Source organism: Nonomuraea sp. NPDC049607, assembly GCF_040675375.1.
Lineage (GTDB): Bacteria > Actinomycetota > Actinomycetes > Streptosporangiales > Streptosporangiaceae > Nonomuraea.
This window is the reverse complement of the sequence record NZ_JBFAOV010000001.1, coordinates 130772-145272: the sequence shown is the minus strand read 5'-3', so window position 1 is coordinate 145272 and position 14501 is coordinate 130772. Positions and strand designations below refer to the sequence as shown.

The following is a 14501-nucleotide window of genomic DNA, read 5'->3' as shown; positions in this document are numbered from 1 at the left end:
TGCCGTTGTGGCAACACAGACGGCAGTGACGGCTGCGGTAACGGCCAGCCGTGTGACACCTCTTCGAACGGCAACGACGGTGGCCGAGTGCGGCAAGACAGGGCGCGGCATCGGGGTTCACCCACCCACGATTCGCTTGAGGACGCTCACGAGCAGCGGCGCCAGGATGGCGAGCGCGTAGCCGAAGGCTGCGGCCTTGAGCGCTGCCTTGGCCTTCTGGACCTCGCCCGGGTCGCCGCCCGCGATGAGGTAGCGGAGCCCGCCGACGGTCAACATGAGCGTGGCCAGGGTGGCCAGCAGCCCGATCAGCCAGTTCCTCAGGTTGGTGAAAACCGCGTTCAGATTCGCGGGAGCGTCCGCCGCCAGAACCGTGGCCAGAGCCTTGGTTGCCACCACGGCAACGAGCAGTGCGGCGATTGCCGCCGCGGCCACGAGCAACGCGGCAATGCCACACGGGTGGCGCTTCCTGTGCCGGGATTGCCGCGGCGTGTGCCGCCGTTTGGCACGGCCTGCAACGGACGGGTGGTTGGGGGAGATCCGCGCGGAACCAGGGTCAGTGTCCCTGCCTCCTTTGCTGTCGGTTGTCTTGTCGGCATCCGGTGTTGCCTGGTTCCGCGCGGAAACTATGGGCGCTTCCTCTTGGGACGGGGAAGCGGGTGGGAGATCAAGGGCGGGGGAACTGGCCTGCTCCAGGACTGGGCGCAGGGGAGCGCGCTCCAGCTGGGTCAGGATGATCAGGTCGGCTTCGTGCTCGCTGAGCACGCCGTCGGCGATCGCGTCGATCAGCGCCAGCTCAGGATGGTGCCAGGAGCGCGGCACCGGCGGTGACTCACCCGTCGGGCCTCTGCCGATGAGGTAGCGGCGGGCTCTCTCCCCGGAGTAGAGCGCCGCTTCGCACAGGCGGGGACGGATGTCCCGCAGCTGTGTGTCCACGCGGTGCACGCCCCGCAGGAAGCCCGCCAGGATCGCGCTGTCGATATCGATGGGATCCCCGCAGGGCAGGTCACGGGTCAGCGTGAGTGCGATCCGGCGGAGTGCGGGCATCGCCATGCCGACCGCCGCGACCGTCCAGGACGGGCCTGATCCGCGAGCTCGTACGACCAGTTCTCGCCAGACGGCATCGCGGGCGTCATCGGTGATCTCGCAGCTGGTCAGCAGCTCGCGCAGCTTCGGCAGCACGACCGGGCCTCGGGGCAGGCCGGGTGCGAGGGCGGCGCAGTTCAGGGACAGGCTCCCTGGGCCGGTGGTCAGCAGTCGGAACGAGGTCTCGGCGGTGTCCAAGGGCGATTCGGCGAGGCGAGGCGCGGTCATGTCGTGCTCCGGGTCGAGAAGAATCTCTGTGGTCTCGAAACCGGTCTACGCACCTGGTCAGAAGCGGCTGAGAAATGTGCTGGGAACCGGCTCAGAACTTCGTCAGAACCTCACGTTCTCTGGCTGGCTCCCGGTTCCGGTATGCCGGTCTTGTGGAGCTTTGCGGATGGCTTCTGAGCGGGTTCTGAGCTTGCTGCTTGCCTGGTCACCTGCCGTTCAGGGCTCATCTCAGCGCCTTGTGCGGCATGCATCCGGAAACGTGTCCCGACAACAGCAATGGAGAACTTCAATGAGATCTGTGCCGACACGGAAAACGGCTGCCTGACCAGGTCGTCTCGGCGACGAAACCAGCGCTTGGCGATTTCTCCGGTCGCCATTCAGACCGCGCGGGCATTCGCCGCCTGGACCCACCGTCACCTCGCCCCACCGCCCGAGGCCGAGATCGTCCTCGGGGTTCAGACCGGCAACGGCACCTTGGTGGGCGTCGTGTTCGTCAGCGGCTGGCACTGCGACGACGAGGCAACGGCCGAGATCGTCTGCCTGTCCACCGACAGCACGCCCAACGCCTGCTCAGCCCTGCTGGGCGCCGCCCGACGGGCAGCACGCGCGGCAGGCTACCGGCGGCTGATCGCCCGCACCCGCCTTGCCGAGCCGGGCACCAGTCTGCGCGCTGCCGGCTTCCGCCCCATTCAGCTCGTCGGTGGTCGCACGGCCTCCGTCGTGTGGGAGGCCAGTGCGGTGGGAGGCCGCCGATGACCGCGCTGCGCGATCCGTACTGGAGCGATAGCCAGACGGCCATCTACCACGGCGACACTCGGCAGGTGCTGGCCGAGATGCCCGCAGGTTCGGTGGACTGCATCGTCACCAGCCCGCCGTACTGGGGGCTACGGCACTACTGCGACGGCCAGTACGGCCAGGAACCCACAGCCGAGGCGTACGTGGAGACCCTGAGCTCCACCTTCGCCGAGGCTCGCCGGGTCCTGGCCGACGACGGTACCTGCTGGCTCAACCTTGGCGACGTCTACGCCGCCAACTCCGACGGGTGCGCCCGCGGGGCGGACTACAACCCGCGCCAGCCTCTCGTACGCCCCAAGGCCCGCCAGTCGGTGGCGCCGAAGAACCTGCTCGGCATGCCGTGGCGAGTCGCCTTCGCCCTCCAGGACGACGACTGGATCCTGCGCAACGCGATCGTCTGGCACAAACCGAACGCCATGCCCCAGTCCGTCCGCGACCGCCTGTCCAACCGGTACGAGCTGATCTTCCTCCTAGTCAAACAGCGCCACTACAAGTTCGACCTGGACCCGATCCGCGAGCCATACACAGGAGACCGCCCGATCACCAGAAGGGCACGCTCAGGTGGCAACAAGCCGAACAGCATTGCCACCGCGTGGCCGCCACTCGGCAAGTACGGCATGACCGGCAGCGACGCGGCAGGCCCGCGTCATGGGGCGGCAATGCGCCCTACAGGGGAGCAGCATGCCGCCTGCCACCCAAACGGCCGAAACCCAGGAGACGTCTGGTCGATACCTACGCGCCCCCTGCGGGCGGCACACTTCGCTGCCTTTCCGATCGACATCCCGCTACGGGCGATTGCCGCCGGCTGCCGCTCGGGCGGCACGGTCCTGGACCCGTTCATGGTCAGCGGCACGACCGGCATCGCCGCCCGACAACTCGGCCGAGACTTCGTCGGCATCGAACTGAACGAGCCGTTCATCCGACTTGCTGTCGGGAGGCTCCGAGAGGCTGGAGCGGCATCGGGAGGCAGTTCATGAAGCCGATGAAAGTTCGCGACCTACAGGATCTGCCGCCCACGATCGGCCTGATGACTGCTGCCCGTGCCCTTGGCATCGGCCGATCCAAGGCGTACCAGCTCGCGCGTGATGGCGAGTTTCCCGTTCGTATCATCCGGATCGGCGACCTCTACCGTGTCTCCACTGCCGATCTCATGACGGTTCTCGGGATGGACACGGGCGAGAGCGCGAGTTGAGCTCTGGGCGCGGTCATGTCGACAGGCATGGCCGCGCCTCCGCATCTCGCTGATCAGGAACGTTCACCGGGTCTGGCGGCACGCCGGTCGATGTCCGGCGTTGAGCCTGGCGGGCCTCGTCGCAGCGGCCTGAAACGCGGGTCGACCACCGTCTTTCCAGCTATGCTGGATCTTCTTGTCGTGGTGGTACGTGGCGGAGGCCACATGAGCCGGTTGGCGCGTCCAGGGCGTCGGCAGACCCCGATCCCCGATCCCGGAAGTGTTCTCGGGCGCTTTGCCCAGTCACTGCGCGAGCTGCGTGACCAGGCTGGCGATCCGAGCTACAGATTGCTGGCCCGTGAGACCGCCCGGTCGGGCTCTCCCTACTCCGAGACCTCGCTCCGCAACGCCGCCTCCGGACGGTTCAGGCCGTCCTGGGAGGTCGTGGAGATGTTCATCCGCGCTTGCGTGGCCTTCGCCAGCGAGCATCCGCACAGAGCCGATGCGGCAGCGCGTGGCTGGGACGTCCAGGTGCTGCTGGACGAATGGACCACCTGCTGGCGCGAGATGTCGATCTCGGACGACGTGCCCGCCGGCGGGCACGTCCGGCCGGAGCCGGGCGCCGAAGGGTTCTCGGACGTCCCCGGCAACCTACCGGTGGCACTGATGAGCTTCATGGGGCGTCGGCATGAGCTGGCCGAGGGAAGGCGGCTCATGCGGCAGGTTCGGCTGGTGACGCTGACCGGGGTCGGTGGCGTGGGGAAGACCCGGCTCGCCCTGCGCCTGGCCGAGCAGGTCGCCGACCGGTTTCCCGGCGGGGTATGGCTGACGGAGTTGGCGGCGGTCACCGACCGGGCAATGGTCGACCACGCTGTCGCCGCCGTCATGGGGGTTCCGCTCAGGGCTGACGAGCAGCCTCGAGCGGGCATCGCCAGGGCATTGAGTGGGCAGCAGGTGCTACTGGTGCTGGACAACTGCGAGCACCTGCTGGGTGAGGCCGCCGACCTGGCTCGTTCGTTGCTGCAGGCCGTGCCGGGCCTGTCCGTCCTGGCCACCAGTCGTCAGACGCTGGGGGTCGTGGGGGAGCACGTCCTGGAGGTGTCTCCGCTCCCGCTGCCCGCGGAGGGCGGTACGGACTCGGTGGCCGTGGAGCTCTTCTGTGAACGCGCGCGTGCTGTCGCGCCGGAGTTCCGCCTGACGGCGGAGAACCGGGCGGCAGTGGCCCGCGTCTGCCGCTTACTCGACGGCCTGCCGCTGGCCTTGGAGCTGGCGGCCCGCCGCCTGCGCACGCTCTCCGTCGGTGATCTGCTCAAACGCCTGGACCAGCGCTTCCTTCTCCTGGGTACGGCAGGTGCGGACCGGACGGCCCATCCGCGTCACCGTACGCTTCGAGCGGTCTTCGACTGGAGCTATGAGCTGTGCACGCCGGACGAGCGTCGGGTGTGGGAGCGGTTGTCTGTGTCGGCGGGCAGCGTGTCGCTGGGCGATGCCGAGGTGATCTGCGGGGATGGCACGCCGAGGTCGTACGCGGTGTTCGAGGCGATCACAGCGCTCGTCGACAAGTCGTTGCTGGGACGGATGGAGACCGGAGGACGGACCCGGCTCCACATGCTGGAGACCGTACGCCTCTACGGACGGGAGCGGCTCGCCTCCTCTGGAGGCGAGGGCCTGGCACGGCGCCGTCACCACGACCGTTACCTGTGGCTCGCGTGCCAGGCGGAGGAACTGTACGCCACCCCTCAGCAAGGGCTCTGGCTTGTCCGGCTCGGGGAGGAACATGGCAACCTGCGGCAGTTGTTCGCGGCCGCCCCGGGCGCGGACGTCGAGTCCGACCTATTCTTCGCCGGAGCCTACGCCCTGTGGCTGTACTGGGTAGCCAGCGGCAACGTCGGGGAAGGCGCGCTTTGGATGCGCCGAATCGCCGAACGCCATCCGGAACCACCCGGCCCTGAGTTGTCGCAGGTGTGGTGCCGGGCACACTGGTGCGCGGCGATCGTCCTCATGCTGCATGGCGACAGGGCAGGCGCCGAGCGTTCGCTCAGCCTCATCGAAGCACGCCTGGAGGGCACGGGTGACGGGTGGACCGCCATCCGCGCCGGGGTCCACCAGCTCCGCGGGCTCCTCGCACTGTTCGTCGGCGATGTCGAGGGGGTGGAGGAGCACTCCAGGGCGGCGCTGCTGGCCGGCACCTGCCGTGCCGGCATGCTGACCAGGCAACAGGCGCTCGCACAGCTCGGCCTTGCCGCGTCGATGAACGGCGATCGCCAGGCGGCCCGCGACTTCTTCCGGGAGGGCCTCGACCTGTCGGAGAGCTGCGGTGAGATCTGGCACCGCTCCTATCTGCTGTGGACGCTCGCCATCGAGTGCGTCGAGACCGGTGAGACCGGGGAGGCGATGGCCTTGCTGTGGCAGAGTCTCGACCTCAAGCGGCGGCTCGGGGACAAGCTCGGGGCGGCCACGGTGAGCGAGGCTCTGGCCTGGGCCCTGGCGCAGAGCGGTCAGCCGTACTTGGGGGCGCTCCTGCTCGGCGCCGCGCACATCGCCTGGAAGCCGGCGGGCGCCCCGCAGCTGTGGGGCTTCGCCCATCTCGTCGACGGCCGTGACCGTAGCGTCACAGAGATCCGGCGGCGGCTCGGGGACGGGCGATTCGACGAAGCGTATCGGCTGGGCGAATCGCTGGGGCTCGCCCGGGCTCTGGAGAAAGCCGCCCGCCTGTAGCCGACGTTCGCTCACCACGGCAGCCGGCCTGCCCCGTGAATGCGCAATTCCGCAAGGAGTCCGCAGCCTTTCCACACCGCTCTGGCCCGGACCCGGCCATCCCCCGACACTGTTGGGACGTCGTGCCGTCAGGGCCGAACCCGGGTTCTACGGAGGGTCGCACGGAACAGAGCCCGGTGATGGATGGGGTTGAGTCGATGGATTCCAAGGATCGTGCGCCGACCAGGGGATGGGGGCGGTTCCTCCATTTCCTCGGACGCCATTGGTGGCAGGGGATCGCCGCAGTGATCGCCGGCGTCGCGCTGATCGCACAGCTCGTGTCCTGCTCGACCGAGGCTCCGGACAAGAGCCCGCAGCCCAATGTCGTGAACGGCAATTGCAACGTCAAGGGGGCGGACAGTTTCATCGTCTGCAACAACAACTCCGCCGCCACACCGGCCGCCCGGCTCGAAGTGACGGAGCTGTCCGTCGGAATCCGCAAGGCCGTCAGATCGACCTGGACCGAGGAAGAGGTCCGTAAGGAGTACGGCGAGGAAACGGTGGGATATGGCCCCGTCCTCGACGTGACGATCAAGAATTCTGGCGGCCTGGCGACTCTCGCCTCACGGATATCCGTCACGTTCTCGCAGGCGTTCCATCTGGAACCGTGTGTGCCGGTCGGCGGGCCGTTGGGAGTGTCAGCGAACTACGACATCGCCATCCCCGAACCTCCACCGGCCACGCCGTTCGTCGTAACGAAGGACGTGGCCTACGAATTCCCCAGCAACAAGTACGAGCGGTTCACCCTGACGATCGGCCCCAAGCTCATCGCAGACGGAGGGACTCCCCTGATCTTCGTCGCGGACGTGGAGCTCATCCAGGACGGCGGCTCCAAGCTGAAGGTCGGCCGTGTCGCCGTCGTCGACACCGGTGGCCATCCGTACTTCTATCCCGATGGCGGCAAATGGGTGATCGAGCGCGTGGACGACGACGAGGCTCGTCGGTGCATGGGCCGCAACCGTCAGAAGGTGCGTGAGGTCGTCGAGGAGGACGGCCTCGTTCTCTCGGCAGAACTGTCCAGTCTGGCGACCTCGCTCGCGCAGTTCGCGTGATCCGGGCGGCCAGGGGGACCTGCTAGCAAGCCGGGCGATCACGGGATTGGAAGTCAGAAGCTTACCCTGGTCGCCCAGGTCGGCCATGACTCGTGGGGTGCTTCGTCCTGGGTTGCATGGATGAGAAGGAATTTCAAGCACTCGCCCGGAAACGGTCGTATCGCGAGAAAGTTGTCGCGCGAGCTCTTGGAAGGGATCCGTCGTCGGTCGTGATGCCCGCAGTGTTATTTAGGCGGACGGTGCCTAGCCCCTGGCTCTCCGGCACCCCAGGCCCGAGTTCAATTGGGCGCGGGGCCGGGTGATTTTTGGGGCTGCCTGGGGCTGCTAACGGTTACGTGATCGGGTTCAAACCACTAACGCCACGCTAACGAACGATCAAGGGCCTGACCGCTGTTTCCAGCGATCAGGCCCTTGACCTGCAACTACAGTGTCGGGGTGGCGGGATTTGAACCCACGACCTCTTCGTCCCGAACGAAGCGCGCTGCCAAGCTGCGCTACACCCCGATGCACGCCCGTCTTGCGCGTGCTTGAGAAAGTCTAGCGGACTTCGCGGGTACTCGTGACCGCCTCAGCGTCGCGGGACCAGCGTGAGCAACGACGCCTCCGGGAAGCACGCGAAGCGGGCAGGTGCGTACGGCGAGGTGCCGAGGCCGGCGGACACGTGCAACCAGGCGCTTTCGTGCCGGCTCAGGCCCTTCACGCGGGCGCGGTCGATGCCGCAGTTGGTGACCAGGGCGCCGTAGAACGGGACGCAGAGCTGGCCGCCGTGGGTGTGGCCGGCAAGCAGGAGCTGGTAGCCGTCGTCGGCGAAGCGGGTCATGTTGCGGGGCTCGGGGGAGTGCATGACGCCGAGGCGGAGGTCGGCGTCGGCGGGGGCCGGGCCGGCGACCAGGTCGTAGCGGTCGCGGGAGATGTGGGAGTCGTGGATGCCCGCCACCGCGACGTCGAGGTCGCCGATCTTGATGCGGGCGGTGGTGTTGTTCATGTCCAGCCAGCCCTCGGCGGCCATGCCGGCGCCCAGCTCCTCCCACGGGAGGTTGGGGATGTGCTGGCGGCGGTCGTTCTTGGACGTACGCCAGAGGTAGCGGGCCGGGTTCTTGGGCTGGGGGGCGTAGAGGTCGTTGGACCCGTAGACGAACAGGCCGGGGCGGGACAGCAGGGGCTCCAGGGCGTGCAGGAGCGCGGGGACCGCTTCCGGGTGGGCGATCGAGTCGCCGGTGTTGACCACCAGGTCGGGCTCCAGGGCGCCCAGGGAGCGCACCCAGTTGATGAGCATCGTGCGGTTGGGGGTCAGGTGCAGGTCTGAGAGGTGCAGCACGCGTACGGGACGCCGGCCGCGCTCCAGCACCGGCACGTCGAAGCGGCGCAGACGGAACCAGTTGCGCTCCACGACGGAGGCGTAGCCCAGCCCGGCCAGGCCGAGACCGATCATGGACAGGGGCACTGCGACGGCTTTCCTCACGTACTCATGATGCCTGACAACGGGCACGAGGCGTCCCGGCAGACGGCAAGATGGACCGCATGAGCGCAATGAAGGACAAGCTGAAGGCCGATCTCACGGCCTCGATGAAGAGCCGGGACGAGGTGCGTCTCCGGACGATTCGTATGGCTCTGGCGGCCGTGAACGTCGAGGAGGTGGCGGGCAAGCAGGCCAGGGAGCTCAGCGATGACGAGGTCATCAAGGTGCTGACCAAGGAGGCCAAGAAGCGGCGCGAGGCCGCCGAGGCGTTCCAGAACGCGGGACGCACCGAGCAGGCCCAGGCCGAGCTGGACGAGCAGGCCGTGCTGGAGGAGTACCTGCCGGCGCAGCTCTCCGACGAGGAGCTGGCCCAGATCGTCGACGCCGCCGTGGCCGAGACCGGCGCGTCGGGGCCGCAGGCCATGGGGCAGGTCATGAAGGTGGTCAACCCCAAGGTGGCGGGCAAGGCCGAGGGCGGCCGCGTCGCCGCCGCCGTACGCGCCCGCCTGACGGCCTGACCCCCGCTGCCTGCTGAGCGCCTCCGAAAGGTTAGTGGGCGTCTCTGAGGCTGAGGGCCCCGGAAGCTGGAGCGTCGCTGAGGGGCCCCGAGAAGGTTGTGGGGCCTCCTGGGGGCCCATCCCGGGGCGGGAAGCGGGCGGAGACGTCTAGAAGCCGCGTAGCACCCTTAGGGGGCGATGGGAGGCCGCGCCGGAAGCGGCGGCCGGCCCCTGGGACGGGTGCGGTCGGAGCCGGGCCGGGAGCGGCGGCCGGCCCCTGGGACGGTGAGGTCAGGGGCCGGGCTGGAGGCGGGTCAGGGGCGGGTTCGGGTCGCCGGGATGGTGAGGCCGGTGTTGGCGTGGCCGCCAGGCCCGTCGCCCAGCCCCTGCCAGTCACCCGGCCCCGGCCCGTCACCGCGCCCGCCGTCGCCGCCGTCCCCCCGGTCGTTGCGGTCGCCGAAGAAGTCCTCGAACGGGTCGCCGCCGCCCGGCCGCCCGTCCTCCTCGTGCTTCTTCTTCTTTTTGGGCTTCGGCGCGCACTTGTCGGAGCAGCCGCCGAAGCGCGAGTGGTCCACGGACGTGAACTTCGTCGGCTCCACCCCCTTGAGCGCCTGCATCATGGCCTGCTTCCAGATGGGCCCGGAGATGGACGCGCCGTACACGTACGGGAAGTAGCGCCCCCCGATCGTGACGCCGATCAGCTTGTGGGTGGACGCGCCGCGCGGGTCGCCGAGGCTGACGGCGGAGGCCAGGTTCGGCGTGTAACCGGCGAACCAGGCGGACATGTAGTCGTCGGTCGTCCCGGTCTTGCCGGCCGCGTCCCGTCCGATTCCGCCCACTTCGCGCATCGTGCCCTTGGTGAACACACCTGACAGGATGCCGCTGACCGCGTCGGCGACCTCCTCCTCCATGACCTGCGAGCACTTCGGCTTGTACTGCTTGGCGTTGCCGTTCCTGTCCTTGATCTCGGTGATGGCCAGCGGCTTGCAGTACTGGCCGCGCGAGGCGAACACCGCGTAGGAGTTGGCGATCGTCACCGGGTCGACCTCGTTGACGCCCAGCGTGAACGTCTCGACCTCGCGCAGCTTGCCGCCGTCGGCGCGCTTGACGCCGAGGCGCTTGGCGAGCTTGACGACCTTGCAGAGCCCGACCTCCTGCTCCAGCTTCAGGAAGAACGTGTTCACCGAGCCCCACGTGCCGCTCTGCAGGGTCTTGAAACCGCCGCCGCCCTCGCTGGAGTTGTGCGCGGTGTGCGAGGGGTCGCCGACGTTGTCGCCCTTGCAGTCCTTGAACGAGTTGTAGCCGCCGGCGGTGAACCCGGCCGGCGCGGGGAAGCCGTCCTCGTACTTGAGGCCCTCCTCAAGGGCGGTGGCCAGCGTGTACGCCTTGGCCGTCGAGCCCTGCTGCAACCCGCGCCCGCCGCCGTGCGCCGCGTCGGCCACGATGTTGTAGCTCATCTCGTTCTTCTTCTTGCTGCCGCCGAACTTGCGCGAGGCCGCCATCGCCTTGATCTCGCCGGTGCCGGGCACGACCATGGCCTGCGCGGCCACGGGCTTGTCCTTGGGGCTGACGTACTTCTTGATGGCCTTCTCGGCGGCCTTCTGCATCTTGGGGTCGAGCGTGGTCTTGATCGTCAGGCCGCCGCGCTGGAGCAGCTTCCTGCGCTCGTCCTCATTCTTGCCGAAGTCCTCGTTGCCGAGGATCTCGTACTGGACGTAGAGGCAGAAGTACGGGAACTTGCTGGCCTCGCAGCCGCCGGGGAACTTGACGTCCTTGTAGCCGAGCTTCTTGGCCTTGGCAGCGGTGGCCTCGGGCCAGGTGATCTTGCCGATCTGGGCCATCCTGTCGAGCACGGTGTTGCGCCGCAGCAGCAGCCGTTCGCGCGCCTCGGGGCCGACGTTGGGGTCGGTGCGGGCCGGGTTCTGGACGGCGCCGGCCAGCGTGGCGGCCTCGGACAGGTTGAGCTCGGAGGCGGGCTTGTCGAAGAAACGCCTGGCCGCGGCCTGGACGCCGTGCGCGCCCGCGCCGAAGTAGGCGATGTTGAGGTACTTCTCCAGGATCTGCTGCTTGGTGTACTTGCCCTCGATCGCCATGGCGTACCGCAGCTCCTGGAGCTTGCGGGACATCGTCGGCGCGATGGCCGCCTGCTGCTCCTCCGGCGTCTCGGCCTTGTTGACCAGCACCTGCTTGACGTACTGCTGGGTGATCGAGGAGCCGCCCTGCATGACGCCGCCGCCGGTGAGGTTCTTCACCAGGGCGCGGGCGGTGCCCTCGACGTCGATCGGGCCGTGGTCGAAGAAGCGGAAGTCCTCGATCGCGATCAGCGCGGTCTGCATGATGGGCGCGACCTTGTCGAGGGTCACGGACTGCCGGTTCTCGTAGTAGAACTGGGCGATCTGCTTGCCGTTGGCGTCGACCAGCTTCGTGCGCTCGGACAGGGGCGGCTCGTCGAGTTCCCTGGGCTTGAGGTCGAGCCCGTCCATGGCGCTCTTGGCCGACACACCCGCCCCGCCGACCGCGGGCAGCGCCACGGCTGCCGTCAGCACACCCGCCGCCGTCCCGGCGATGATCAGACGCAGGACGCTGAGGAGCGGGTGGGAGCGGTCTTTGCCCTTCGCTTGCACGCTCCTAAGGGTACGTCGAAACACTGTCCTTATCGGTAACACGACACCATTTCGCCTTGACTGGGAGGGGTGACTAGTCATTCCCGGTCAACAGTCCGGCGAGAAATTGGTCCTCTGGGGTCTGTCGGCCCGAACGTGAAGTTGCGTACGTTCTCCCTGCGGCAACTGAATACGGAGGCTCGGCGCCCGCGCCCGTCGGCCCCAAATGACGACTGACCACCTAAGGGGAGTGGGGTCGAAAAATGTGGATCACGGATTGGACCTCCCGTGCCGCCTGTAAGGGTGCGGACCCGGACGCGCTGTTCGTCCAGGGCGCCGCACAGAACAGGGCGAAGTTGATCTGTCGAGGATGCCCGGTCCGTACCGAATGCCTCGCCGATGCGCTGGACAACCGCATCGAGTTCGGGGTGTGGGGCGGTATGACCGAACGCGAACGCCGTGCGCTGCTCAGGCGCCGGCCCGACGTGGACTCGTGGCGTGACCTGCTCGAGTCCGCGAAGGAAGAGTACGAACGGACCAATGAGCTGATCGCGGGCTGATCGGGCCCGCGGAGGGAGAGCACGGCCGGCGCCGCCCGTCGGCCGTGCTTTCTCTACGCGCTCGCCAACAGGTTCCCGATCTGCCGCAACCCGGCCAGATCGTGGACATCTCCGGACATCGCACGTACCTGTGCCACGGGCACCGTGGGATGAGCCGAGACGAAATGCTCCTGCTCGCGGCTCTCGCGGGTGGCGAGTTGCATCCGGCCGGTGTGCAGCCGCAGCACAGCGGCCGTCAGCTCGTGTTCGCCCCTGGACTCCAGGTCCTCGGCCGCGGCGGCGCTGCGTGCCGCTGAGAGCGCCGAGCCGGGCGACATGTGCACCCGGTTCACCACGAGCCCGGCGAGGGGCATGCGCTCCTCGGCGAGCCGTTCCACGAAGTAGGACGCCTCCCTCATCGCGTCGCGCTCCGGCGCGGCCACCACGAGGAAGGCCGTGCCCGGCGCCTGCAACAGCTTGTACGTCATCTCGGCCCGCTGCCGGAACCCGCCGAACACGGCGTCCAGCGCGGACACGAACGTCTGCAGGTCCTTGATCACCTGCGCGCCGAGCAGCTTGGTCATCGCCCCGGCCATCAACCCGAACCCGGCGTTGAGCAGCCGGAACGCGCTGCGCCCACCAGCCTTGGCGGGGGCGGTCAGCAGCCGGATGAACCGTCCGTCGAGGAAGCGGCCGAGCCGCTCAGGCGCGTCGAGGAAGTCCAGCGCCGACCGGGAGGGCGGCGTGTCCACGATGATCAGGTCCCACTCGTCGGAGCGGCGGAGCTGGCCCAGCTTCTCCATCGCCATGTACTCCTGCGTGCCCGCGAAGCTGGAGGACAGCGACTGGTAGAAGGGGTTCGACAGGATCTGGCGGGCCCGCTCGGGGTCGGCGTGCGCCTCGATGATCTCGTCGAACGTGCGCTTCATGTCGAGCATCATGGCGTAGAGCTGGCCGCCGCCCTCGGGCGAGCTGACCAGGCGCGGGGTGTTGTCCAGCTCGGTCAGGCCCATCGACTGCGCCAGGCGGCGGGCCGGGTCGACGGTCAGCACGACCGCGCACCGGCCGCGTTCGGCGGCGCGCAGGCCGAGGGCCGCGGCGGTCGTGGTCTTGCCGACGCCGCCGGAGCCGCAGCAGACGATGATCCGGGTGCCCTTGTCGTCGAGGATGGCGTCGATGTCCAGGGGGACGGGCTTCTTCACGCGGCTCCCCGGTGGGTGCGGAGGATGTCGGCCAGCTCGTACAGGCCGGCCAGGTCGACGCCGTCGGCCAGCAGCGGCAGCTCGACGCGCGGCAGGCCGGCCCCGGCCAGCGACTCGCGCTCGGCGTGCTCCAGCTCGGTGCGGCGGGCGTGCTCGACGACCTCCTCGGCGAGCGCCTCGGCCATGGCGGCGGCGTCGGAGGTGTCGGCGAGCCCGGCCGCCTTGAGCCCGAGCGCGAGCTCGCCCACGTCGAATCGGCCCTTGACAGCCATGTCAAGAGCGGCCTGTGGAAGCAGTGATTCACGGACCATGTTGATGAAAACGCAACCTGGCGGAAGCCCGGCCGAGCGCAATTCGCCGACTCCGTCGAGGGTCTCCTGCACCGGCATCTCCTCCAGGAGGGTCACGAAGTGGACCATCGTCTCCCTGGATTTCACGACGCCGTTCACCAGATCGGAGTGGTTCTTGATGGGCCCGACCTTGGCCAGGCCGGCGACCTCCTGGGTGACGTTCAGGAAGCGCGTGATGCGGCCGGTGGGCGGCGCGTCGAGGACGACGGCGTCGTAGACCCGGCGGCCGTTCTTGCCGCGCCTGCGCACGGCCTCGGTGGTCTTGCCGGTGACCAGCACGTCCCGGAACCCGGGGGCCACGGTGGTGGCGAAGTCGACGATGCCCATCTTGGTCAGCGCGCGCCCGGCCCTGCGCATGCCGTAGAACATCTCCATGTATTCGAGCATGGCCTCTTCGGGATCGATGGCCAGCGCGTACACGTCGCCGCCGGAGGGCGCCACGGCGATCTTCCGCTCCTCGTAGGGCAGCGGCGGCAGGTCGAAGATCTGGGCGATGCCCTGCCTGCCCTCCACCTCGACGAGCAGCACCTTGCGCCCGCCCGCGGCCAGTGCGAGGGCGAGGGCGGCGGCGACGGTCGTCTTGCCGGTGCCGCCCTTGCCGGTGACGACGTGCAGCCGCACGTCGTCCCAGTCCGTGTCCGGAGAGTCCACGTTTCGAGGCTACCGAACGGTTACTTGTCGAAACCCGACGGCCACCGTTTGAGATTGCTCACATTGCGGTCATCGCCGCCCGGATGGGTGGGGTGACAGGCCGGGAAGCGGCTT

At 68.5% G+C, this 14501-nt stretch carries 12 protein-coding genes and 1 tRNA gene; 7 read left to right on the top strand and 6 right to left on the bottom strand.

Going from position 1 to position 14501, the window contains the following annotated elements; translation table 11 throughout:
* Positions 1-117: 117 nt before the first annotated feature.
* Positions 118-1311 carry a hypothetical protein gene (locus AB0J97_RS00760; RefSeq protein ID WP_364082783.1) on the bottom strand — a complete coding sequence of 398 codons (1194 nt, stop codon included), beginning with the start codon at positions 1309-1311 and terminating at the stop codon, positions 118-120.
* Between the two features lie 276 nt (positions 1312-1587).
* Between AB0J97_RS00760 and AB0J97_RS00755 the strand changes: the two genes are divergently transcribed.
* The 5 genes from AB0J97_RS00755 to AB0J97_RS00735 all read left to right on the top strand — a co-directional run bounded on the left by AB0J97_RS00755 (position 1588) and on the right by AB0J97_RS00735 (position 7086).
* A complete protein-coding gene (locus tag AB0J97_RS00755; RefSeq protein WP_364082780.1) occupies positions 1588-2067 on the top strand; it encodes an XF1762 family protein in 480 nt (159 codons plus the stop codon).
* A complete protein-coding gene (locus tag AB0J97_RS00750; RefSeq protein ID WP_364082777.1) occupies positions 2064-3083 on the top strand; it encodes a site-specific DNA-methyltransferase in 1020 nt (339 codons plus the stop codon). Before AB0J97_RS00755 ends, AB0J97_RS00750 begins: the two co-directional genes overlap by 4 nt.
* Positions 3080-3298 carry a helix-turn-helix domain-containing protein gene (locus AB0J97_RS00745; RefSeq protein WP_364082774.1) on the top strand — a complete coding sequence of 73 codons (219 nt, stop codon included), beginning with the start codon at positions 3080-3082 and terminating at the stop codon, positions 3296-3298. The genes AB0J97_RS00750 and AB0J97_RS00745 overlap by 4 nt, the downstream gene beginning before the upstream one ends.
* Before the next feature lie 162 nt (positions 3299-3460).
* The gene (locus tag AB0J97_RS00740) at positions 3461-5995 is read left to right on the top strand and encodes an AAA family ATPase (protein ID WP_364082771.1); all 2535 of its coding nucleotides are present in this window, start codon (positions 3461-3463) and stop codon (positions 5993-5995) included.
* 197 nt (positions 5996-6192) lie between these two features.
* A complete protein-coding gene (locus AB0J97_RS00735; RefSeq protein ID WP_364082768.1) occupies positions 6193-7086 on the top strand; it encodes a hypothetical protein in 894 nt (297 codons plus the stop codon).
* A gap of 430 nt (positions 7087-7516) precedes the next feature.
* Here AB0J97_RS00735 and AB0J97_RS00730 read toward each other — a convergent pair.
* Positions 7517-7590 (bottom strand) — tRNA-Pro (locus AB0J97_RS00730).
* Between the two features lie 64 nt (positions 7591-7654).
* On the bottom strand, positions 7655-8518 hold the full coding sequence (locus AB0J97_RS00725; RefSeq protein ID WP_357693535.1) for a metallophosphoesterase: 864 nt from the start codon (positions 8516-8518) through the stop codon (positions 7655-7657).
* A gap of 89 nt (positions 8519-8607) precedes the next feature.
* Between AB0J97_RS00725 and AB0J97_RS00720 the strand changes: the two genes are divergently transcribed.
* Positions 8608-9063, top strand: coding sequence for a GatB/YqeY domain-containing protein (locus AB0J97_RS00720; protein WP_357692621.1), 456 nt, complete (start codon positions 8608-8610; stop codon positions 9061-9063).
* A 293-nt stretch (positions 9064-9356) separates the two neighbouring features.
* Here the strand turns inward: AB0J97_RS00720 and AB0J97_RS00715 are convergent, their stop codons facing one another.
* The gene (locus AB0J97_RS00715; protein WP_364082765.1) at positions 9357-11666 is read right to left on the bottom strand and encodes a transglycosylase domain-containing protein; all 2310 of its coding nucleotides are present in this window, start codon (positions 11664-11666) and stop codon (positions 9357-9359) included.
* A gap of 242 nt (positions 11667-11908) precedes the next feature.
* On the opposite strand from AB0J97_RS00715, the gene AB0J97_RS00710 reads away from it, so the two are divergent.
* Positions 11909-12205 (top strand): WhiB family transcriptional regulator, encoded by a 297-nt coding sequence (locus tag AB0J97_RS00710; protein ID WP_090771382.1) that lies wholly within the window; start codon positions 11909-11911, stop codon positions 12203-12205.
* 53 nt (positions 12206-12258) lie between these two features.
* Here the strand turns inward: AB0J97_RS00710 and AB0J97_RS00705 are convergent, their stop codons facing one another.
* Positions 12259-13386: an ArsA family ATPase gene (locus AB0J97_RS00705; RefSeq protein ID WP_364082762.1), complete on the bottom strand. Its 1128-nt coding sequence runs from the start codon at positions 13384-13386 to the stop codon at positions 12259-12261.
* Complete coding sequence (locus AB0J97_RS00700; RefSeq protein ID WP_357692614.1) at positions 13383-14387, bottom strand: ArsA-related P-loop ATPase; 1005 nt, start codon at positions 14385-14387, stop codon at positions 13383-13385. Before AB0J97_RS00700 ends, AB0J97_RS00705 begins: the two co-directional genes overlap by 4 nt.
* Between the last annotated feature and the right edge of the window lie 114 nt (positions 14388-14501).